Genomic DNA, 21,079 nt, shown 5'->3' with positions numbered 1-21,079 from the left:
GTCGCGGCGAACTCGCCGGTTACCTCTCGGCCGCGGACCCGGCGGCCGCACGGTTTCCGAACGTCAGCCGCGCTGTAGTTCCACCCGGAAGGTCGTGCAGCCGTTGGCCTCGACCTTTCCCGTCATGATGCTCGGCTTCACCCGAGTGGCGGTGAGGTCCACCATTCCGTAGTCCTTCGGCCGGTCGATCCAGCGGACCTGCGCGAACTTCACGCGATCCCTGTCGTAGCAGGCCCGCACCTCGTAACTGCCGGTTTCAGCCCCCGGATGCGCCGGCAACGGGTAGAACGCGAATTCCGTACGGCCGGTGGCTTCGACGGTGCGCTTCAGACCGGTCTCCCCTTGCGCGCGGACGCATTCGAGTCCGGGGTCGGCAGCGACCCGGTGCAGTGCACTCGGACTCGGAGTACCGACACCGACGAGCCCCACGCGGCCGCGGGGAAATACCACGGGACAGGCGATCCCGCGTCCCGCACGATCGCCCTCGGGCGGTTCCATCGGTTCGGACAGCACCGCGTTCGCTAGGGTTTTCCTCCGTGGGCACCCCCGAGCAAATACTGTCCGATCGCCTCGCGCACGCCTTCGAGGCCGTAGTCGGTGAACGTGTCGACCCGCTGGTCCAACGGTCGCAGTTCGCCGACTACCAGTCGAACGCGGCCCTGGGATCGGCCAAGCGCCTGGGCCGCGAACCCCGCGACGTGGCCGCCGCGGTGCTGGCGGCCGCCGACCTCGACGATCTGACGGAGCACACCGAGATCTCGGGGCCGGGATTCATCAACGTGACACTGCGAGCACGGGTGCTCGGCGAACTGGTCGGCACGGTCGGCGCCGACGACCGTCTGGGTGTCCCGCCGGTCGCGGAGCCGGAGACCGTGGTGGTCGACTATTCGGCCCCGAACACCGCCAAGGAGATGCACGTCGGGCACCTCCGCAGCACGATCATCGGTGATGCCGCGGTACGGATCACCGAATGGCTCGGGCACCGGGTGATCAAACGAAACCATCTGGGCGACTGGGGTACTCCGTTCGGCATGCTCATCGAGCATCTGCTCGATATCGGCGAGACCGAGGCGGCCGCCGAACTCTCCGTAGGCGACCTGAACGGCTTCTACACCGCGGCCCGCCGCAAATTCGACGGCTCGGACGAGTTCAAGGAACGGTCGCGGCGGCGGGTCGTACTGCTCCAGAGTGGCGACGAGGCCACCCTCCGGCTGTGGCGGCTGCTGGTCGCCGAATCGAAGCAGTACTTCATGAAGGTGTACGACAGCCTCGACGTCCGGCTGGTCGAAGCGGATTTCGTGGGCGAGAGCGCCTACAACGACGAACTCGCCTCGGTGATCACGGAATTGGACCGGCTCGGACTGCTGCGCACCAGCGACGGCGCCGACTGTGTATTCCCCGCCGGGTTCACCGGCCGCGACGGCGCACCGCTACCCCTGATCGTCCGCAAGAGCGACGGCGGATACGGTTACGCCACCACCGATCTCGCCGCGATCCGCGACCGGCTCATCACCCTGGGTGCCACCCGGCTGCTCTATGTGGTGGGGACACCGCAGCAGCAGCATTTCGCGATGGTGTTCGCCACCGCCCGGGAGGCCGGCTGGCTCGCCGCACCGGCACGCGCCACGCATATCGGGTTCGGTTCCGTACTCGGCGCCGACGGCAAAGTACTGCGCAGCCGGGCCGGCGGCACTATCAAACTCGTCGACCTGCTGGACGAGGCAGTGGACCGGGCGACCCGCGCGATCGCGGAGAAGAACCCCGACCTCGACCCCGGGTCCCGCACCGAGGTCGCCCGCGCGGTGGGGATCGGCGCGATCAAATACGCCGACCTCTCCACCGACCGGCTCCGCGACTACACCTTCGACTTCGACCGCATGCTCTCCTTCGAGGGCAATACCGCCCCCTACCTGCAATACGCGCACGCCCGTATCCGGTCGATCTTCCGGCGCGGCGGCGTCACCCCCGGCCGCGACGGTACCCCCGTACAGATCGAGGAACCGGCCGAACGCGCGCTGGCGCTCGAACTCCTCGCCTTCCCCGATATCGCGGCCGCGGTATCGGAGACCATGGAATTCCATCGGCTCGCGAACTATCTCTTCACCCTGGCCACCGCGTTCACCACGTTCTACGAGCACTGTCCGGTGCTGAAGGCCGAGGAACCGAGCCGGAGCAGCCGCCTGGCCCTGTGCGACCTCACCGCCCGCACCCTCGCCACCGGACTGGGCCTACTCGGTATCACCGCCCCCGACGAAATGTAGTGCGTTGCGGGCCGGTGACAACGGCCGGCTTCCGCGGACCTCCGCCGACACAAACCCTTCACCAACCAAGGGCTACCCGCGAGTAACAAAGGCTCCTACACTCGTCTGTGACCGCCATCACTTCCGAGGAGGACAGGCCATGTCCACTGCCGCGAAAGTCGACGCCACCGAGGAGCAGGCCCGGCGCCTGGTCGAGGAATCGCGCGAGGTCACCTGGACCAAACCATCCTTCGCCAAGGAAATGTTCCTCGGCCGCTACCGGGTGGATCTCATCCATCCGTTCCCGAAGCCCAGCCCGGAGGACACCGCCCGCACCGACGCGTATCTGACGCGGCTGCGGGCCTACTGCGAGACCCTCGACGGCAGCGTGATCGAGGAGCGGGGCCGGATCCCCGAGCATTTCGTGCGCGGCCTCGCCGAACTCGGCTGTTTCGGTCTGAAGATCCCCGAGGAGTACGGCGGGCAGGGCCTGTCCCAGGTCGGCTACAACAAGGCCTTGATGCTGGTCGGCTCGGTACACGCCAGTCTGGGCGCGCTGCTGTCCGCGCATCAGTCGATCGGCGTCCCCGAACCCTTGAAACTGGCGGGAACCCCGGAGCAGAAGCAACGGTTCCTGCCGCGGTGCGCGCGGGGCGCGATCAGCGCCTTCCTGCTCACCGAGCCCGATGTCGGCTCCGACCCGGCCCGGATCGCCAGCACCGCGACCCCCACAGCCGACGGCGAAGCCTACGAACTGAACGGCGTCAAGCTGTGGACCACCAACGGTGTGGTCGCGGAACTGCTGGTGGTGATGGCGCGGGTGCCCAAGGGCGACGGGCACCGCGGTGGTATCTCCGCCTTCGTCGTCGAAGCCGACAGCGCGGGCATCACCGTGGAACGGCGCAACTCTTTCATGGGTCTGCGCGGCCTCGAGAACGGCGTCACCCGCATGTACAACGTGCGGGTGCCCCGGGAGAATCTGATCGGCCGCGAAGGCGACGGGTTGAAGATCGCGCTCACCACGCTCAATGCGGGACGGCTCGCGATTCCGGCGCTGTGCACCGCGGCGGCCAAGTGGTCGGTGAAGATCGCCCGCGAATGGAGCACCGCCCGCGTGCAGTGGGGACGGCCGGTCGGCGAGCACGCCGCGGTGGGCGCCAAGGTGTCCTTCATCGCCGCGACGGCCTACGCCCTGGAGGCGGTACTCGATCTCTCGGCGACCATGGCCGACGAGAACCGCAACGACATCCGGATCGAGGCGGCGCTGGCGAAGCTGTGGGCCTCGGAGATGGGCTGCCGGATCGCCGACGAACTCGTGCAGATCCGGGGCGGCCGCGGTTACGAGACGGCGGCGTCGTTGCGGGCCCGGGGCGAGCGGGCGGTCGGCGCCGAACAGCTGGTCCGCGATCTGCGGATCAACCGCATCTTCGAAGGCTCCAGCGAGATAATGCGTCTGCTCGTCGCCCGCGAGATGGCCGACGCGCATATGGCCGCCGCCGGCGCACTGGTCGACAAGAACGCGGAGTTCAAGGAGAAGGCCAAGGCGGCGGCGGGCGCCGGCGGCTTCTACGCCAAATGGTTCCCGCAGCTGGCCTTCGGACCGGGCACGGCACCGGCCGGGTTCGCCGACTTCGGCCTGCTGGCCCGGCATATGCGTTTCGTCGAGCGGATGTCGCGGAAACAGGCCCGCGCGCTGATGTACGGGATGGCGCGCTGGCAGGCCAAGCTCGAGTACCGGCAGGTGTTCCTGGGTCGCCTCGTCGATATCGGCGCGGAACTGTTCGCCATGTCGGCGGCCTGTGTACGCGCCCAGGCCGAGCGCGCCGACGGCACGGCGGAGGGCGAAGCCGCCACGGAACTGGCCGACGTGTTCTGCCGGCAGACCCGGATCCGGGTGCGGCAACTGTTCGACTCGCTGTGGGAGAACACCGACGACGAAGATATGCGCTTGGCCCGCAACCTGTTCGACGGCCGCTACCGGTCGGTGGAGGAGGGCGCACTCGACCCGAGCGAAGGTACCGGGCCGTGGATCGCGGAATGGCAGATGGGCCCGTCCACCGAGGAGAACCTGCTACGACCGTGGCTCCGGGTGGGCGCGCTGCGCTGACCGACGCCCTCACCTGGTTACCGGCGACTCCGCCACGGATCGGCATATGGCATGCCGATGGGTGAAGGCGCGCTCCGGCCCGCGCCGCGTAAGCGTCGGGCGCGCCGAGCGAAGCGTCGGTCATGTCGACGAGCGGTCGACGGGCCGGGGCGACCGGGCAGATTCGGAGATGTCGAACCGGCCTGTCCGGTGTCCGTAGCTGTCCACGGCAAGCGGTCGCCGCTCCGTCCACCTATGACAAACCGCAGGTGGTGCCGTCCGATCGGCCACGGTCCAAGTCGGGGGAATCCGCGAATGGACGGTCGGCCCACCCCGCCGACCGCGCGGGGACACGCACCTTTAACATTGCAAACTGTTGACAGTTGACTGATTGGCGATGCAAGGTTCACCTCGAGTCCACTCACGAGACGTTCGCATCTCAGCGCCCCGGCGCAAGAACACGAGGAATTCATGACCGAGTTCGCTGCTTCGGCATCCCCCGCCGATACCGCTCTTCCACAACAGCCCACCGAGATCAAGCCGCGGGTCGTTGCCGCCGGTTTCATCGGTTCGCTTCTCGAGTACTTCGACTTCGGGGCCTACGGTTATCTGGCCGTCATCATCGCCGGCCACTTCTTCGTCTCCGAGGACCCCACCTCGGCGCTGTTGTCCACGCTGCTCACTTTCGCCGCGGCCTTCCTGCTACGCCCGATCGGCGGCGTGATCTTCGGATACTTCGGGGACAAATACGGTCGTAAGAAGGTCCTCGCGTTCACCATCTTCATGATGGCCGTCGCCAGCGGGCTGATCGGCGTGCTGCCCACCTATGCCGCGATCGGCGTCGGTGCGACCACGCTGCTCGTCCTGGCCCGTTGCGCGCAGGGGCTCGCGGCCAGTGGCGAGGTGAGCGGGGCCGCGGCCTTCGTCGCCGAGTTCTCCCCGAACCACCGGCGCGGGTTCCTGTGCTCGACGATCCAGACCGGCGCCCTCGGCGGCGCTCTGCTGGCTTCACTGGTCATCACGCTGCTCAATACCGTTCTCGGTGAGGACGCCATGCGCGACTGGGGCTGGCGTATTCCCTTCCTGGCCGCCATCCCGCTGGGCCTGTTCGGGCTGTGGATCCGTTCTCAGCTGCAGGAGACCCCGCGGTTCGTGGCGCCGAAGGAACACGCCGTCGCCAACCCGATGAAGGAGCTGTTCCGCAGCCACCGTCAGGCGCTCGCGATCTGCCTCGGCCTGTCGATCCTGCTGTTCTCGGCCTACTACGTCGCCTACGTATACGTCGCGTTGCACCTGCAGACCGTCGTGGGCATGTCGTCGACCACCACGTTCTGGTTCAACTCCATCACCCTGGCGGTGGCCACCATCTGTATGCCGTTCTTCGGCCTGCTCTCGGACAAGGTCGGCCGCAGACCGGTCTTCCTCGGCGCCACGCTCGCCGCGCTCGTCATTCCGATCCCCGCCTTCATGCTTTTCGAGCAGGGTGGCGCGATCACCCTGGTGTCGATGGTCGTGCTCGGCCTCATCGACTCGGCGCTGATGGGTGTCGCCTTCTCGGCCTTCACCGAGATGTTCCCGACCCGGGTCCGCTACACCGGTATCGCTCTGGGATTCAACCTCGGTGCCGCGCTGGCCGGTGGCTTCTCGCCCTATATCTGCACTTGGCTGGTAAAGCAGACCGGCAATTCGCTCTCGCCGGCGTACTTCCTCATGGCCACCGCGCTGATCACCTTGGCGGCGGCGGTACCGATGCGGGAAACGGTCGGCAGCGCGCTGAAGGATGCTTGAGCCATGACGACGTCACCGCCGGCCGCCGATCGCCGCCTCGACCGCACCGCCGCCACTTTCGCGCACCGCACCGAATCCGTACTCCGCGATATGGTGCTCGACGGCACCCTGAAACCGGGGGAACGGCTCAACGAGGTCGCACTCGCCGCGGAACTCGGTATCAGCCGCGGGCCGCTGCGCGAGGCCATCCAGCGGTTGGTGAGCGAGGGTTTGCTGACGGTGATCAGTCACCGTGGCGCCTTCGTCCGCACCTTCACACGCCAGGAGGTCGTCGACCTCTACGAACTGCGCGCGGCTCTGGAATTGCACGCGGTGCGGCTGCTCTGCCGCCACGCGGGCGACGACGACCTGGCAGATCTCGAGGCACTGCTGACGGCCGCACAAGAACATGTCACCGCGACGGCCGATACCGCCTATCCGGCCGAACTCGATTTCCACCTGCAGATCGTGGTTCTCACGAACAACCAGGCTCTGCTTTCGGCGGCGCTGGAGGCCCAGCGGCTGGTCTCCCTGGCCCGCACGATGTCGGCGAACCGGCCGACGCGTGCCCGCGAAGCGGTTGCGGAGCACGAAGAACTGGTCGCGGCGCTCAAGGAGCGCGACCCGGACCGCGCGGTCCGGTGCATGGAGGAACACCTGCGCCATTCGATGGAAAGCGCACTGGCGGCTCTGGGGCTGCCTCACAAGGAAAGGGAAAACGACGAATGACCCCGGCAAGAATCCTGAGGGAGCGCCTGGCCGATCAGGCCGACGGCCCCCTACTACTGGCCGGAGCGCCGAACGCGCTCGCGGCCCGGGTGGTCGAGGAGACCGGCTTCGGCGCGGTGTACGTCTCCGGAGCCGGCGTGACCAACTCCTACCTCGGGATGCCTGATCTGGGATTGCTCACCATGATCGAAGTGGCCGACCATGTGGCCGCGATGGCCGACGCCGTCTCGTTGCCCCTGGTGGTCGATGCCGATACCGGCTTCGGGAACGCCCTGAACGTCCAGCGCACCGTCCGCCGGCTGGAGCGGGCCGGTGCGGCCGCGATCCAGCTGGAAGACCAGGTCGCGCCCAAGAAGTGCGGCCACTTCGCCGGTAAGGACGTCATCTCGGCCGCGGAGATGGTCGGCAAGATCCGTGCCGCGGTCGATGCCCGTGCCGATGACGATACGGTGATCATCGCCCGCACCGATGCCCGCGCGACCTCCGGTCTGGACGAGGCGTGCGACCGGGCCGCGCGATACCTCGCGGCCGGTGCCGATGTGTTGTTCGTCGAGGCGCCACGCAGCGCCGAGGAAATGCGCAAGATCACCGCGAACGTCCCGGCGATCCACGTGGCCAATATGGTCGAGGGCGGCCTGACTCCGATCCTCGGCCGTGCCGAACTCGGTGAGCTGGGCTTCTCCGTGGCCCTCTACGCCAATGCCGCGATGCGCGGCGCCGTTCTGGGGATGCGCACGGTGCTGGAGCACCTGCTCGAGCACGGCGACACTATCGACGCCGCCGACAAGATGATCAGCTGGCAGGAGCGCCAGAGCCTGGTTTCCAAGCCGTTGTTCGACGAGCTCGACGCCCGCTACGCCGCGCCCGAGGAGAAGTGATGACCGCAGAATACGATCTACGACTGCACGGTGGTCGGGTCTTCCTGCACGGTGAAGGTCTCAGCGATGTCGATGTCCTCATCCGTGCCGGACGGATTGCCGGTATCGTCGCCCCGGACGCCCCTGAGCCCGCACGTGAGGTGGTCGATCTGCGCGGTGCCACAGTGCTGCCGGGCGCCATCGACCCGCATGTGCATCTGGGCAAGGATATTCGCGTCCCGCGCGACCCCGACGACGCCGACCTCGAGACGGCCTCGGCCGTGGCCGGTGGCGTCACCACCATGCTCGCCTATCTGATGAGCTCGGAACCGTACGAGGACGTGTTCACCGCCGCCCGCGACGTGATGGCGGCCCATTCACGCACCGACTTCGGCTTCCATTTCGTACTCGGCACCCCCGAACATCTGAGGGCGCTGCCGAGCTATGTCACGGAGCTGGGCGTCTCCAGCTTCAAGTTCTTCATGAATTTCCGTGGCGACGAGGGCAAATACCTCGGCATGCCGGGCAACGACGATGCGTTCATGTACGACATCCTCGGTCTCACCGCGGATCACGGCGCGATGGTGAACCCGCACCCGGAGAACGTCGAACTGGTGTGGCGATTGCGCGAACAGCCGCGCGACGAGACCAAGGGTCCGCTGTGGGCTTGGCACAACTCGCGCCCCGTCTATGTCGAAGCCGAGGCCCAGCAGCGTGTTTCATATCTGGCCAGCGTCACCGGCGCCTCCATGTACGCCGTGCACACCAGCAGCGCGGCCGCCCTGGCCGCGACCCGGATGCACCGGGCCGGCTATCCGAACCTGTTCGTGGAGACCTGCACGCAATACCTGACGCTGAGCACCGAGTCGAGCTGCGGAACCTACGGCAAGGTCAACCCGCCGTTGCGGCCGCCCGCCGATATCGAGGCCCTGTGGGCCGGGCTGGCGGCCGGCGAGGTCGATACCGTCGGCTCGGACCACAACGCGCGCCATCGCATCAACAAGGAGAAGGATATCTGGTCGGCGTCGGCCGGGTTCCCGGGTCTCGGTGCGATGCTGCCGCTCACCCTGTCCGAGGGCCTCGCCCGCGGAGTCCCCCTGGAACGTCTGGTCGATGCCACCAGCACCCGCTCGGCGAAGCTCTTCGGAATGTATCCCCGCAAGGGCACCATCGCCGTCGGCTCCGACGCCGACCTGGTGGTCATCGATACCGAGAAGGCCGCCACCATCACCGCGGCCACCCAGCACTCGGCCGCCGAGTACACACCGTGGGAGGGTCGCGAGGTTCCACTCTCCGTGCGGCACACCATCGTCGGCGGCCACTTCGCGGTCCGCGACGGTGTCCTCGCCGACGCTCCTACCGGTAACTACCTGTCCCGGCCGAAGAGTGGTGCCGCGGCACTGGCCGCCATCGCCGGAAACGACACCCCGAACCCCTCGACGAAGGAGGACCGGCTGTGAGTGAGCAGCCCTGGTCCGCGGGCGGCGCCGGAGCCGTCGACGCGGAAACCCTGAAACGCTATGAGCTGGCCGGTTTCGGCAAGCCGGTCGGCCTCGGCGAACGTCCCGCGCTGCTCATCATCGATGTGCAGTACCGGACCGTCGGCACCGCGCGGGTGCCGTTCGAGCAGGCCGTCGCGGAGTTCCCCACCGCGGTGGGCGAGGTCGCGTGGGACGCAGTGGACAAGATCGCCGATTTACTCGCGGTGTTCCGGTCCAACGGCTGGCCGGTGCTCTACCCACATGTGGCGCCCAAACAGAGCTACGACACCGGCGCCCTCGGCGCCAAAGTCCCCGCGATCATGTCCATCCCCGCCCGCGGCTACGACTTCGTCGAGTCGATCGCACCGGCCGACGGCGATGTGCTGCTGCCCAAACGGCATCCGAGCGCATTCTTCGGCACGCCGCTCACCAGCTATCTCATTGATCGTGCAGTCGATTCGCTGGTGATCACCGGGTGCAGCACCTCCGGGTGCGTGCGCTCGAGTGTCGTCGACGCGTTCGCCTACAACTTCAAGGTGACCGTCCCGGCCGACGCGGTCTATGACCGCAGCCCGCTGGTGCACGAGGTGAATCTGTTCGATATGGCCCAGAAGTACGCCGACGTCACCACCACGCCGGAACTGGTCGACCGGCTCCGCACGCTGGGCACCACCGAGGCGGTGTCCCGATGAGCGAAGTCGACGTCGATGTGGTGGTCGTGGGCGCCGGAGGTTGCGGACTCACCGCAGCGATCTCTGCCGCCGAGCAGGGCGCTCGCGTAGTAGTTCTGGAGAAGCTGGACCGCCCGATCGGGAATACGGGCGTGAGCACCGGTTCGATCCCGGGCGCCGGCACCCGCTACCAGCGGGAGGCCGGTATCGATGACGGCCCCGAGCGGATGGCCACTGATCTCCTTCGACAGAGCGGCCCGCACGAGGCCGAGGATCTGGTCCGGCAGCTGGCCGCGGAATCGGCCGCGCTGGTCGAATGGCTGGTCGAGGAGCACAATATCGATCTCCGGCTGATCACCGACTACAAACATGTCGGCCATTCGGTCGAGCGCCTCCACGCACCGCCGGACCGCCGCGGGGCGTCACTGATGCGCGATCTGCTCGCCGAAACGAAACGACTCGGTGTCGATGTGGTCACCGGGAATCCGGTGGGCCGGCTGTTGGTCGAAGACGGACGCGTGGTCGGTGTGCATATCGACGGACCGCGATCGGGTTCCTACGATATCCGCGCGCACGCGGTAGTACTCGCGGCCAACGGCTTCGGTAACAGCCGGGAAATGCTGCAGCGCTGGGCACCCGAGATCCTGGGTGCCCAGTACTTCGGCGCCGAAGGCTCCACCGGCGAAGCCATCTCCTGGGCGCTCGAGCTGGGCGCGGGGACGAGCAATATGGGCGCCTATCAGGGCTACGCGGCCGTCGCCTATCCGCACGGTTCGATAGTCTCCTGGACCACTGTGGAAAAAGGCGGGATCCTGCTCTCCCCGGAGGGCGACCGAATGGGCGACGAAAGCCTCGGGTATTCGGGTTTCGCGACGGTGGTCAGCGCACATGCCCCGGAGAGCTATGTGGTCTTCGATACCGCGATCCGCGACTATGTGCGCGCGAACGAACCCGAGTTCGCGGAGCTGATCGATATCGGGGGTGTCGCCGAAGCCGCCACACCGGAAGGTATCGCCGAGGCGATCGGTTGCGACCCCGAGCCGATACGCAGGGCACTGGCCGGATACGCGGCCGCCGTCGCCGGCGAAAAGCCGGATCCGTTCGGCCGCACCGATTTCGGACTTGCCCCGTTACGGCCGCCCTACTGTGTGGTGCGCTCGGTCCCGGCACTGTTCCATACCCAGGGTGGCGTCACCATCGACGACGAGGCCCGGGTGCTCCGCGCCGACGGCAGCGTCGTACCCGGGCTCTACGCCGGAGGCGGTGTGGCCACCGGGGTCTCGGGCGCCCGGGGCGCCCGGGGATACTGCTCCGGCAACGGACTGCTCACCGCCGTCGGACTCGGCCGAATCGCCGGCCGATCCGCCGCGGGGCAACGTCCGTGAACGCCGGCCGACCTATCCGACCGGCGCCGAAGGGACATCGTCGGCGATGTCCCCTTCGGCCGCGGATATCTCGGCCGCACGGTAGCGCTTCCGCGATCCTCCTGATGCGCGCAGCCGACCGCGGACCCGCGACTTCGCGGTAGTGCCCGTCGTCAGCTCGCGCCGAGTGCGTCCAGGATCATCGGGCGGGCGGTGGTGATCGCCTGCTCCCAGTAGGGCCAGGTGTGGGTGCCGTTGACGAGGTCGACGCGGGCCTGGATCCCCAGCGCGGCGAGCCGATCGCGGAAAATCTGCGCGGCCACTGTCGACAAGGCCTCCAGACCCATCGCGTTCACGGTGTTACCGACGCCGTTCGGCAGGTCGGGCGCCCCGGGCACGCCGTTGCCGGCCCAGATGTACATCGGCAGACCGCGCAGCCGTTCGGCCTGCACGGTGGGATCGTTGCGGTGCCAGGCCGGGTCACCGGCCGGACCCCACATATCGTCCACATTGAACCGGCCCTCGTCCCACAGCGCGGCGCGGACCGCCTCGTTCCACATCGGAAAAGTCGGATTCAGGAATCCGGAGAACGACCCGGCGAATGTGAACTGGTCGCGGTGATGCGCGGCGAGGGCCAGCGCCGCCCCACCGCCCATGGAAGCACCCACGATGGCGTTATTGCTGCGCGAGACACCGTATCTCGTGAGGAAGGCCGGCAATTCCTCGGTGAGGAAGGTTTCCCATTTGTACGTCGTGGCCTGGCCGTTCGTACTGCTCGGCCGGTACCAGTCGGCATAGAAACTGGAATGCCCGCCGACCGGGAAGACCAGCGTCACATCGTCTCCGGCGAACCGCCGCAGGATGTCGGTATCGCTGGTCCACTGATTGTGGTCATGGGGTGCCCGCAGGCCGTCGAGCACATAGAGCGCCGCCCGCCCACCACGCGCCGCCCACTGCACCTGGACCTTGATCGGACCCATATCGGACGGCACCACGAGTTCCTGGTTCCCCCCGGCCGGGGCCCGTAGTGCCGGCGCACCGAGCGGCGCCGCGGCCGCCACCGCCCCACCGGCACCGGTGGTCAACACCAGCGCCGCAATGACCACACCGAGTTTCCGCAGCCGCCCCCGCGCGACCCACCGCTTCTCCACTGCCACCCCGTACCTTGTCGTCGGTCTCCATCCGTGCCGCTGAGCAACGCTACCGGCGAGATCCGTACTGCGCCCCCCATCGGGCTTCCCAAGGATCGGAAGATACGGGGGCCGAAGCGTCCCGTGACGATTCGTTCACTACCGACGGTATGAGCGAACCGCGCCGGCAACGTGCACCGCAGGCGGCTTCGTCGAGCAGTGGAGTCATCGCCCCCGCGGTAGCGCCCGCGCGATGCGTGCCCAGGCCTCACACCTCGGCGACGGACGCGGCCCGGTGTGTGACACCCGGCTTCCGCGCGGCGGCCCGGCCCGCGGCCGCCGGGCTCGGGCTTCGCAACCAAGGCGTCGCCCTCGAACTCCTCGGCCCGGCCGCCCACACCACCGCGACCGCGATCCCCGCCCCGGGACAGAGCTGCCGGCCACGCGCGGGCCCGGCCGGCAGCTCGTCGCACTGAATCGGAATTCCGACGCGCCCCTCATCGGCGGACGGCTCCGCTATCAGTGCGTGGCGGTGCCGGAGCGCCGGGCAGGCCCGGCACCGCCACGCCTATCTATCGCCCGATCCGGCCCGGACGGCCACCGTGGCATCGAGTTCCACCAGCGCGCCCTGCGGCAGCACCTGGGTCGGCAGCGCGGTCCGCGCATGCCGGCCCGCGTCGCCCAGGACGGTGCGCAGCAATTGTGAGGCGCCGTCGGCCACCGTCGGCTGATTCACGAAATCGGGGGAACTGGCGACCCAGATATCGAGTTTGAGCACCCGCTCCACATTGTCGAGACCCACCGCGGCGTCGATGCGCGCCAAAAGGTTGAGCGCCGACGTCTCGGCCGCGGCGATACCGTCGTCGACGGTGGCGGTGTCCCCCACCCGGCCCCCGCGGATCTCGCCCGACGCGGTCCGGGAGATCTGACCGGAGATCCACAGCAGGTCCCCCCACCGCACCGTCGCCTCGTAGGCGTAGCGGGGTGCGCCGAGCGTGGGGAGTTCGATGGCCAGTTCGGCGAGTCGCCGCTGTACCTCAGACATGGCGTTTTCCATTCGACGGCCGGGTGCGCGCCCCGGGGCGGGTTCCGGCCGGGGCGTACGGGAACCCGCCCCGGCGCATCCGGGTGGGATCGGCGGTGTCGGCCGAGGTCATCGCTTGCTGACGATGTAGGTGCGGTCGCGCCCGATGTACCACAGGTCTTCGGTGCCGATCGCCGCGTTGTCGTAACGCCACGGGATCTCCGCCGCGCCGTAGGAACCGATATCCAGGACATGCTTGTACCCGGGACGGAGTTCGTTCGCGAAGGATTCCTGCTTACCCATGAGGTGCCCGACATTGCGTTTGCGGTACTCGGTGTTGAAATCCACCTCCGTTCCCAGCATGCCGATCTCGACCATCCGGTCGAGGTGCGGCGCCAGGTAACGCAGGGTGCCCTCGTGCACGTCCTCACAGATCACGCCAGGCCGGAGCTGACCGATGATGCCCTCGCGCACCACATCGAAGAAGAAGGCGTAGGCCTCTTTCGCCGCCGGGGTGCGCGGCAGTGAGCGGGCCATATCGGAGGTCGCGACGATGACTCCGTCGATCACGATGCGCACGCCGGCGTCGAGTTGGATGCATGTCGTCTCGGCGTCGATCGGGAAATCGACGGGCGGGCCGGGGAAGAGCATCCGATTGGAGGAATGCAGATTGGTGAAGTAGGGCTCGATGCCGAACGGGATCTCGTTCGCCGTCCGGAATTCGACGATCTTGTCGAGGTAGACGGCATTGATATCGAGTTCGGTGAACGAACGACCGGTGTCGAGGCCTGCCTCCGCCCAGGCCAGCGCTTCCTCGATGGCGAACACACTCGCGCGTGCCGCGACCACCTGGAATGCGAGATCCTCGTGATCACGGATATCGCGCCAGTGCCCGAGGTCGTGCGAGATGCCGACGAGTTCGGCGCCGGCCTGCTCGAGCTCGCGGGCCAGGCCGACGCCGACAAACTCCTCCTCGACCCCGGTGCGCGGACCGCCGGCCAGTTCCCGGACGGCAGCGCCCACCGACGGGTACCGGCCGATGGCCACACCCGGAATTCCGGTGGCCTCGTCACCGGCCAGCACGAGCAGTTTCCCGGAACCGGCGAGCCACAGCGCGACCGCCCCGTCCGGCTGCGCGAACCCGGTGACCTCGGTGAAGTTCGGCGGCGCGGCGAGCAGCAGCGCGTCGAGACCACGATCGGCCACCAGCGCCTCCAGCGCCGCGAACCTGCTGTCCTCGCTGCTGCTGAACTCCGCTTCCAGACCCGCGAGATGCGGCACACCCTCGATCAACCGCCGCGCGGTATCGACCCCGGTCCGGCGCCACTGCGCGAACCGCGCGAGAACCTCCGACCGGTCCAGCTCATAGGCGGTCACCGGCACGGGGTCCCGGTCGGCGGCGACGAGATCCACCGCCCCGGACAACGCGCGGTAGTGCGTGTACACCACATCCGCGGCGAGGTGCACCGGTCCGTCCTGCGCGAGCTCACGAACCAGACTCACCAGGGATTCCGCGGCGGGGGTATCGGCGACGACCCGCGGGTCGATCGTCACCCAGGGCGCGTAGAACTTCATCCGCTCTTTCGGAACCCCGGCCGACAGTGCGTTGCCCTGTTCCTGCTGACGCACGAGCAGGTACTCCTCGTCGCCGGTACGGGCGATCAGCGGCGCGACGAACGGGTGCGAATCGAGACGGATCGCGGAGAAGAGGAGACTTTTGCGCGCATCGAGCCCGTAGGTGCGTGCTACCTGCGCCGGATCTGCGGTGATACTGAGCATTTTCTTCCCTCGGTGTCGAGATTCTGGATGGGAGTCGGGTGGGCGGGGTCAGCTGATCCCGGTGGTGACCCCGATATGGGATTCGATTTCCGTCACGTACTCGGAGAATTCCGTGGAGTACCGGTGTTCCTTGCCGCGCGGCCGGGGCAGATCGATCGTGATATCGGCGACGATCTTGCCCGGGCGGCCACCGACGACGACCACACGGTCGCCGAGCCACACCGCCTCGGAAACGCTGTGCGTGACGAACAGGACACTGCATCCGGCGGCCTGCCAGATGCGCTGGATCTCGAAGTTCATCGAATCGCGCGTCATGGCGTCGAGCGCACCGAAGGGCTCGTCCATCAGCAGCAACTCCGGATGCGACACCAGCGCCCGGCAGATGGCGACCCGCTGCTGCATACCACCGCTGAGCTCGTAGGAGTAGCGCGTGGCCCGGTCGCCGAGGCCGACCATTTCCAGCAGTTCCCGGGCGTAGCGGCGCGCTTCATCGGTGCGGGCGCCGCGGAACTCCAGCGGCAACAGCACATTGTCGAGATTGTTGCGCCACGGCAGCAGGACCGGGCTCTGGAACACCATGGCGATATCCTCGATACCGTCGCTGATGGGCCTGCCCTTGACCAGGATCTCGCCCGCGGTGGGCTGCTGGAGTCCCGAGATCGTCTTGAGCAGCGTGGTCTTACCACTGCCCGACTGTCCGACGATCGACACGAACTGTCCGGGATTCACATGGAAGTCCACCCCTTCCAGGACCGTGTTGTCATGACCGTCGCGGGACCGATAGGTCATTCCGACGTTGTTGACCGAGATGGCGTGTTCGTTGTTCATAGGGCCCTCTGTCCGGCTCTCACGGGGCTTGGATGGTTTCGCCGCGCCGCACCGGCGCGAGGAACTCATTGGTGTAGATGTCGTCCGGGGTCAGCTCGCTGTCCGCCCGGAGACCGAGGAATTGTCGGGAGATATCGAGCATTTTCTGCACTCCCGCGTCGTCCATGACGCCGTATCGATCCACCGATTCGTCCGCCGACCAGTTCAGGGAGCACTGTTCACGTATCGCCAGGGTGACGGTTTCGGTTTCGAAACCACTCACCTCCTTGCGGAAGTCCTGGGCCGCCTCCTCCGGGTGCTCGCACGACCACAGGAAGCCTTTCTGCATCGCCCGGTTGAATCGGCGCACCTGGTCGGGGTTGTTCCGCAGTTTCTCGTCGGACATGACGATTCCGTTGCCGTAGAGGTCGATACCGATATCGGCCCACTTCAGCACCACGGCCTCCCGGCCCAGCGCGTCGATGGCGGGTTGGTCGGAGACGTACAGCGCGAGGTTGGCGTCCCACTGGCCCGCCAGCAGGCCGGGGATCTTCGACCCGCTCGAGGCGTGCACGACGTGCACATCCCGCTCCGTGAGCCCCAGTTTGCTCAGCGCGAACGGCCACATCGCGGTCATCGCGCCGGCTCCCTCGGTGGCCAGAGTTTTGCCCCGGAGATCGTCCCAGTCCTCGATACCGGTCCCGGCGAGGCCCACCACCGCGTAGGCGGACCTGGCCTGCAGGAGGTTGACCTGTTTCACCTCGGCGCCCCGGCCCTGGCTGATGATCGTGGCACCGAAATCCGCGAAGCCCACGTCGACCTTCCCGGTCTCCACGGAGGTGACCGTATTGGTCGAACCCGATCCGGGCATGATGGTGAGGTCGAGCCCCTCGGCCGCGAAGAAACCGCGTGCGGCCGCCGCGAAGAACGGCGCGTGCTTGGGCAGGTATCCCACGTCCATCATGATGGTCATCGAGTTCGCTCCGCCGCCGCTCGCACAGGCCGGTAGCGCGGCGAGCAGGACCGCCCCGACGAGCGCGGCGATCTTTCGCCTCGAGTTGCGCATTCGAGTCTCCGCTCCCCTGGTCACTTCGCGTGGTTCTTCCACGGGACCAGCTTCCGTCCCGCGAAATCGACGAGGAAGAACAGTGCCAGCGCGATGGCGGCGAGCACGATGAACGCCGCGAACATCGACGGCAGATCGACCTGACTGTTCGCGAGCAGGATGACATAACCCAGCCCTTTCGAGCCGGCGATGAATTCACCGACCACCGCGCCACCCACCGCGAGGGAGATCGAGATCTTCGCGCCGGAGAAAATCGACGGCAGCGCGTAGAACAATTCGATCTTCGTCATCTTCTTCCACTGCGAGGCCCGATTGATCCGGGCGAGTTCCTGCAGCTCGTTGGGTACCGAACTCAAACCGTCATAGGTATTGATGACCAGCGGGAAGAATGCGATGGCCATCGCGACGAATGCCTTCGATTCGAAACCGAATCCGAACCACACGATGAACAGCGGCGCGAGCGCGACCTTGGGAATGGTGTCGATCGCGACGAGTGCGGGGTAGAGAAAACTCCGTATTGTCGGCGAGTAGTGCAGTGTCGCCCCGCACAGCACACCGAGGGCCGTGCCGAGGGCGAACCCGGCCAGCGCTTCCTGCAGAGTGACGAAGGTGTTGGTCGCGAAGTACTCCGGCCGCTCGATCAACTCCTGGAAAGCGGAGACAGGGCCGACGAGCAGGAATTCCGGCGGATCGAAAACGACCACCAGCAGCTGCCAGACCACGAAGAGCCCGACGATACCCGCGACCGCCTTCATCCCGGTCGCGATCGAATCGCGCGCGGGCATCTTCGGGAAGGAAACGGCAGCGCGCCGGGCTGCCGGTTCGGTGTACGAGCGCGCGGCGCCCGGGTCGACCTCAGGAACGGCCATGACAACGGCTCCCTTCAACGGACCCGCTGAGCGCGGAGACCGCGACGTGGTGGATGCCGGCGCCCGCCGGCAGGCCCGGACACCCGCGGTCTCCCGCGGTGGCAGGCGTCGCCCGGCCGGGCGACGGCGACGAAGGGACTGGTCGAAATATCATGGGTTCCTCACAACATTGGAAGGTCCGCGGCCGGGGCTGACGAGACGGCCGGATCCGGCGCGGCGAGCCGGCCGCCGGTGATCGGCCGGTGGCACACTGTTCTCAAAGGGTGATCGAGCGGGATTTCTCTACGATGTCCATCAGCAAGTCCCTCTCGACATCTTCCAGGTCGGTCAGCGGTGGCCGTACCGGGCCCGCCGGATGTCCCACCAGGATCATCCCGGCCTTGACCACGCTGACTGCGTATCCGGCTTTCCGGTCACGGATCGCGGTATAGGGCAGCACCACCTCGTCGAGCAGCCGGCGCACGGTCGGCCTGTCCTCCGCCCGCACCGCCCGGTAGAAGGTGAGGGCGAATTCGGGCAGGAAGTTGAACAGCGCCGAACTGTAGGTGGTGACCCCGAGTTCGAGATACGGTAGCGCGAACGTTTCCGCAGTCGGCAGGCCGCCTATGTACATCAGGCGGTCGCCCAGCCGCGAATGGATGCGGGTGATCGCCTCCAGGTCACCGACACCGTCTTTGTAGCCGACCAGGTTGGGGTGGGCGTCGGCCAGTTCGGCGAGGATTTCCGGCGTGTACACCGCATTGGCCCGGCCGTAGACAACGATGGCCAGCGAGGTCGCTTCGCAGACCGCACGAACATGGCCTTTGAGGCCCTCGGCGGACGATTCGGTGAGGTAGGGCGGGAACAGCAGCAGGCCGTCGGCTCCGGCCGCCTCGGCATCGCGGGCCATTTCGACCGCTTGCGCGGTGCCGTACCCGGCGGGGGCGAGAATCGGGGTGCCCGTCGGCGCGCTCTCGGCGGCCGCCCGGACCACCCGGCCGACCTCCGCCGGGGTCAGCGAGAAGAATTCCCCCGTCCCGCCGGCGGCGAACAGACCGGCGACGTCGTATTTACCGAGACGAACGATATTCTCCCGATAGGCGGGTTCGTCGAATGCCAGGTCGTCGGTGAAATGGGTGACCGGAAACGACAACAACCCGGAGCCGAGCTTTTCGGCGAGTTCGGTCGGTGTGAAAGCGGGGGGCAACGTTTCCTCCTGCTGATAACAGCTCTTCTTAGTGAACGAGACCACAGTAAAAAACCGCTGTGATACATGTCCAACACTGTTTCGGCATCTATCAATACCTATCTTGGATTGATCTGCTGCCGAACAGCGGCAAGAGCTTTCACCCGCCGAACCGCCCCGGCGCCACCGCCGGAACCCCCACCGGATGTTTTCAGCCCCGCGGTAACGCCTGCACGATCCGCGTGATCCGCGCGCCGGCCTCGCATACCCGCTCGATCTTCGCGGCGAGGTCGTCGCCTTCGAATTCCTCGGCCCGCCCGCCGACACTGATGGATGCCACCACCGAACCATCGCGTCCCAGGATCGGCGCCGCCACGGCGGCCACCCCCGGCAGATAGTCGGAGTTGCTCACCGAGTAGCCGGCTTCCCTGATCTCGTCGAGGTGTTCCACCATCCGGCGCTCGTCGGTAATGGTCCGCTCGGTGATCGCGGGCAGCTCGCCCGTAATCCATTTGCTGCGTAAGGCTTCGGAGTGCGCGAGCATAACCGTCGGCCCCGCCGCGGCATGGTAGGGCATCACCGACCCGACCGTGATCCCGGCGACGACGAGCGAATTCCGCCCCTCGAGCAGATCGATGCAGACCGCGCCCTGTTCGGCGGGCACCATGAGATAGGCCGTGTTGCCGAACGCGGTCGCCAGTTCGGTCATGAAAGGTTTTGCCGCCGAGCGGATATCGAGTTTCGACAGCGCGGCCGCCCCGATCTCGAAGACCGGCATCGCCACCCGGTAGGCGCCCTCCTCGGTGCGATCCACCCACCCCGCCTGGATCAGCGTGGCCATCAGGCGGAACACCGTCGTCTTGTTCATCCCGCTCGCCGTGGTGAGGTCGTTCAGGGTCCAGGCGGGCCGGTCCGCACTGAAATGACCGAGCAGCGTGCACGCTTTGAGGACAGCACCCACGACATCGCGCCCCCCCGGCGCCTCGGACTCCACGGGCACAACCACTGCCACTCACTCGCTTTCATTCGACGTGCGATCGGTCTCGTCACCATACGAACAGACATCCACCGGTCGGGGTTGACTTTGTGACCCGCACCACCTTACCGTCTCATATCGATATACGAAACGCATTCCGCATTGCGAAACGGAGAGTGGACTGGTGCGCAGCCCGACCTTGAAAGACCTCACGTCGAACGGACTCGTCTATGCCCCCGGCGTATGGGACGGCCTCACCGCCCGCCTCGCCGAACAGGCCGGTTTCAGCGCCCTGTGCGCCTCGGGCTTCGCCGTCTCGGCGGCGCTGGGCCTCCCCGACGCCGAGCTCTACACCCAGACCGAGAACCTCCAGGCGGTCCGCACGATCCGGGAGTCCTCCAAGCTGCCGCTGGTCGCCGATATCGACACCGGCTACGGCAATGCCGTCAATGCCGCCCGCACCGCCACCAAGTTCGCCGACGCGGGCGTGGGCGGGATGTTCATGGAGGACCAGGTCTCCCCCAAGTCCTGCCCCATCTGCGTGGGCGACCCCGTCGACCTGATCACCGTCGCCGAGGCCACCGGCAAGATCCGCGCCGTCCGCGACTCCATCCCCGACGACGTCCTGCTGATCGCCCGCACCGATGCCCGCGGCGACGACGCCATCCGCCGCGCCCAGGCCTACGTCGAGGCCGGCGCCGACATGATCATGCCGGTCACCAAGACCTTCGAGACCGTCGAACAGTGGCAGCGCTGCCACGAAGAGGTCGGCGTCCCGCTCATGGCCACCCTCACCGCCTCGACCTGGACCGAACGCGATTTCACCCCGGAGATCCTGGATCAGATCGGCGTGCGGCTCGCCCTGCTGCCCACCCAGGTACTGATGGCGGTGGCCGGAGCGGCCCGGGAGACCCTGAAGCGGCTGGCCGCGGGCGAGGCCCCCGCCCAGGTCAGCGCCGATGCGCTCCAGCACCACGAGTTCGTGGAACTGATCGGGTTCCCCGAGGTCGAGGCCATGCAGAACAAGTACCTACCCGCGAAGGAGCAGTGACCGCCGTGGGTTACACG

General features: G+C 67.3%; 18 protein-coding genes. 9 read left to right on the top strand and 9 right to left on the bottom strand.

What is annotated here, in order from left to right; all coding sequences use genetic code 11:
- Nucleotides 1-63 precede the first annotated feature (63 nt).
- Nucleotides 64-498: a hypothetical protein gene (locus tag NGR01S_RS21545; RefSeq protein ID WP_063039635.1), complete on the bottom strand. Its 435-nt coding sequence runs from the start codon at nt 496-498 to the stop codon at nt 64-66.
- A gap of 38 nt (nt 499-536) precedes the next feature.
- Between NGR01S_RS21545 and argS the strand changes: the two genes are divergently transcribed.
- The 8 genes from argS (at nt 537) to NGR01S_RS21505 (ending at nt 11,216) form a co-directional block, all read left to right on the top strand.
- Nucleotides 537-2,261 (top strand): arginine--tRNA ligase, encoded by a 1,725-nt coding sequence (gene argS, locus NGR01S_RS21540; protein WP_063039633.1) that lies wholly within the window; start codon nt 537-539, stop codon nt 2,259-2,261.
- A 139-nt stretch (nt 2,262-2,400) separates the two neighbouring features.
- The gene (locus tag NGR01S_RS21535; RefSeq protein WP_063039631.1) at nt 2,401-4,347 is read left to right on the top strand and encodes an acyl-CoA dehydrogenase family protein; all 1,947 of its coding nucleotides are present in this window, start codon (nt 2,401-2,403) and stop codon (nt 4,345-4,347) included.
- A gap of 450 nt (nt 4,348-4,797) precedes the next feature.
- Complete coding sequence (locus NGR01S_RS21530; RefSeq protein WP_084481552.1) at nt 4,798-6,114, top strand: MFS transporter; 1,317 nt, start codon at nt 4,798-4,800, stop codon at nt 6,112-6,114.
- Nucleotides 6,115-6,117: 3 nt separating this feature from the next.
- The gene (locus tag NGR01S_RS21525; RefSeq protein ID WP_063039629.1) at nt 6,118-6,822 is read left to right on the top strand and encodes a GntR family transcriptional regulator; all 705 of its coding nucleotides are present in this window, start codon (nt 6,118-6,120) and stop codon (nt 6,820-6,822) included.
- A complete protein-coding gene (locus NGR01S_RS21520) occupies nt 6,819-7,700 on the top strand; it encodes an isocitrate lyase/PEP mutase family protein (RefSeq protein WP_063039627.1) in 882 nt (293 codons plus the stop codon). The genes NGR01S_RS21525 and NGR01S_RS21520 overlap by 4 nt, the downstream gene beginning before the upstream one ends.
- Entirely contained in the window at nt 7,700-9,139 is a 1,440-nt protein-coding gene (locus NGR01S_RS21515) for a dihydroorotase (RefSeq protein ID WP_063039625.1), read from the top strand. Before NGR01S_RS21520 ends, NGR01S_RS21515 begins: the two co-directional genes overlap by 1 nt.
- On the top strand, nt 9,136-9,852 hold the full coding sequence (locus tag NGR01S_RS21510; RefSeq protein ID WP_063039623.1) for an isochorismatase family protein: 717 nt from the start codon (nt 9,136-9,138) through the stop codon (nt 9,850-9,852). The genes NGR01S_RS21515 and NGR01S_RS21510 overlap by 4 nt, the downstream gene beginning before the upstream one ends.
- On the top strand, nt 9,849-11,216 hold the full coding sequence (locus NGR01S_RS21505; protein WP_063039621.1) for an FAD-dependent oxidoreductase: 1,368 nt from the start codon (nt 9,849-9,851) through the stop codon (nt 11,214-11,216). The genes NGR01S_RS21510 and NGR01S_RS21505 overlap by 4 nt, the downstream gene beginning before the upstream one ends.
- A 152-nt stretch (nt 11,217-11,368) precedes the next feature.
- Here the strand turns inward: NGR01S_RS21505 and NGR01S_RS21500 are convergent, their stop codons facing one another.
- The 8 genes from NGR01S_RS21500 to NGR01S_RS21465 form a co-directional block, all read right to left on the bottom strand.
- On the bottom strand, nt 11,369-12,346 hold the full coding sequence (locus NGR01S_RS21500) for an alpha/beta hydrolase (RefSeq protein ID WP_063039619.1): 978 nt from the start codon (nt 12,344-12,346) through the stop codon (nt 11,369-11,371).
- Between the two features lie 547 nt (nt 12,347-12,893).
- On the bottom strand, nt 12,894-13,370 hold the full coding sequence (locus tag NGR01S_RS21495) for a RidA family protein (RefSeq protein WP_063039618.1): 477 nt from the start codon (nt 13,368-13,370) through the stop codon (nt 12,894-12,896).
- A gap of 108 nt (nt 13,371-13,478) precedes the next feature.
- Nucleotides 13,479-15,128, bottom strand: coding sequence for an aminopeptidase P family N-terminal domain-containing protein (locus tag NGR01S_RS21490; RefSeq protein WP_063039616.1), 1,650 nt, complete (start codon nt 15,126-15,128; stop codon nt 13,479-13,481).
- A 48-nt stretch (nt 15,129-15,176) separates the two neighbouring features.
- Nucleotides 15,177-15,956 (bottom strand): ABC transporter ATP-binding protein, encoded by a 780-nt coding sequence (locus NGR01S_RS21485; RefSeq protein ID WP_063039614.1) that lies wholly within the window; start codon nt 15,954-15,956, stop codon nt 15,177-15,179.
- Nucleotides 15,957-15,975: 19 nt separating this feature from the next.
- Nucleotides 15,976-17,001, bottom strand: coding sequence for an ABC transporter substrate-binding protein (locus NGR01S_RS21480; RefSeq protein WP_063039612.1), 1,026 nt, complete (start codon nt 16,999-17,001; stop codon nt 15,976-15,978).
- Nucleotides 17,002-17,021: 20 nt separating this feature from the next.
- On the bottom strand, nt 17,022-17,870 hold the full coding sequence (locus tag NGR01S_RS21475) for an ABC transporter permease (RefSeq protein ID WP_063039610.1): 849 nt from the start codon (nt 17,868-17,870) through the stop codon (nt 17,022-17,024).
- A gap of 256 nt (nt 17,871-18,126) precedes the next feature.
- A complete protein-coding gene (gene kdgD / locus NGR01S_RS21470; RefSeq protein ID WP_063039904.1) occupies nt 18,127-19,056 on the bottom strand; it encodes a 5-dehydro-4-deoxyglucarate dehydratase in 930 nt (309 codons plus the stop codon).
- A 190-nt stretch (nt 19,057-19,246) separates the two neighbouring features.
- On the bottom strand, nt 19,247-20,047 hold the full coding sequence (locus NGR01S_RS21465) for an IclR family transcriptional regulator (protein ID WP_245664703.1): 801 nt from the start codon (nt 20,045-20,047) through the stop codon (nt 19,247-19,249).
- Between the two features lie 148 nt (nt 20,048-20,195).
- Between NGR01S_RS21465 and NGR01S_RS21460 the strand changes: the two genes are divergently transcribed.
- The gene (locus NGR01S_RS21460; protein WP_063039606.1) at nt 20,196-21,062 is read left to right on the top strand and encodes an isocitrate lyase/PEP mutase family protein; all 867 of its coding nucleotides are present in this window, start codon (nt 20,196-20,198) and stop codon (nt 21,060-21,062) included.
- Nucleotides 21,063-21,079 lie beyond the last annotated feature (17 nt).

Origin of the sequence: Nocardia grenadensis NBRC 108939 (assembly GCF_001613445.1) — a bacterium.
GTDB lineage: Bacteria > Actinomycetota > Actinomycetes > Mycobacteriales > Mycobacteriaceae > Nocardia > Nocardia grenadensis.
The sequence above is the reverse complement of the archived record's forward strand: the minus strand, read 5'-3'. Positions and strand labels throughout refer to the sequence as shown.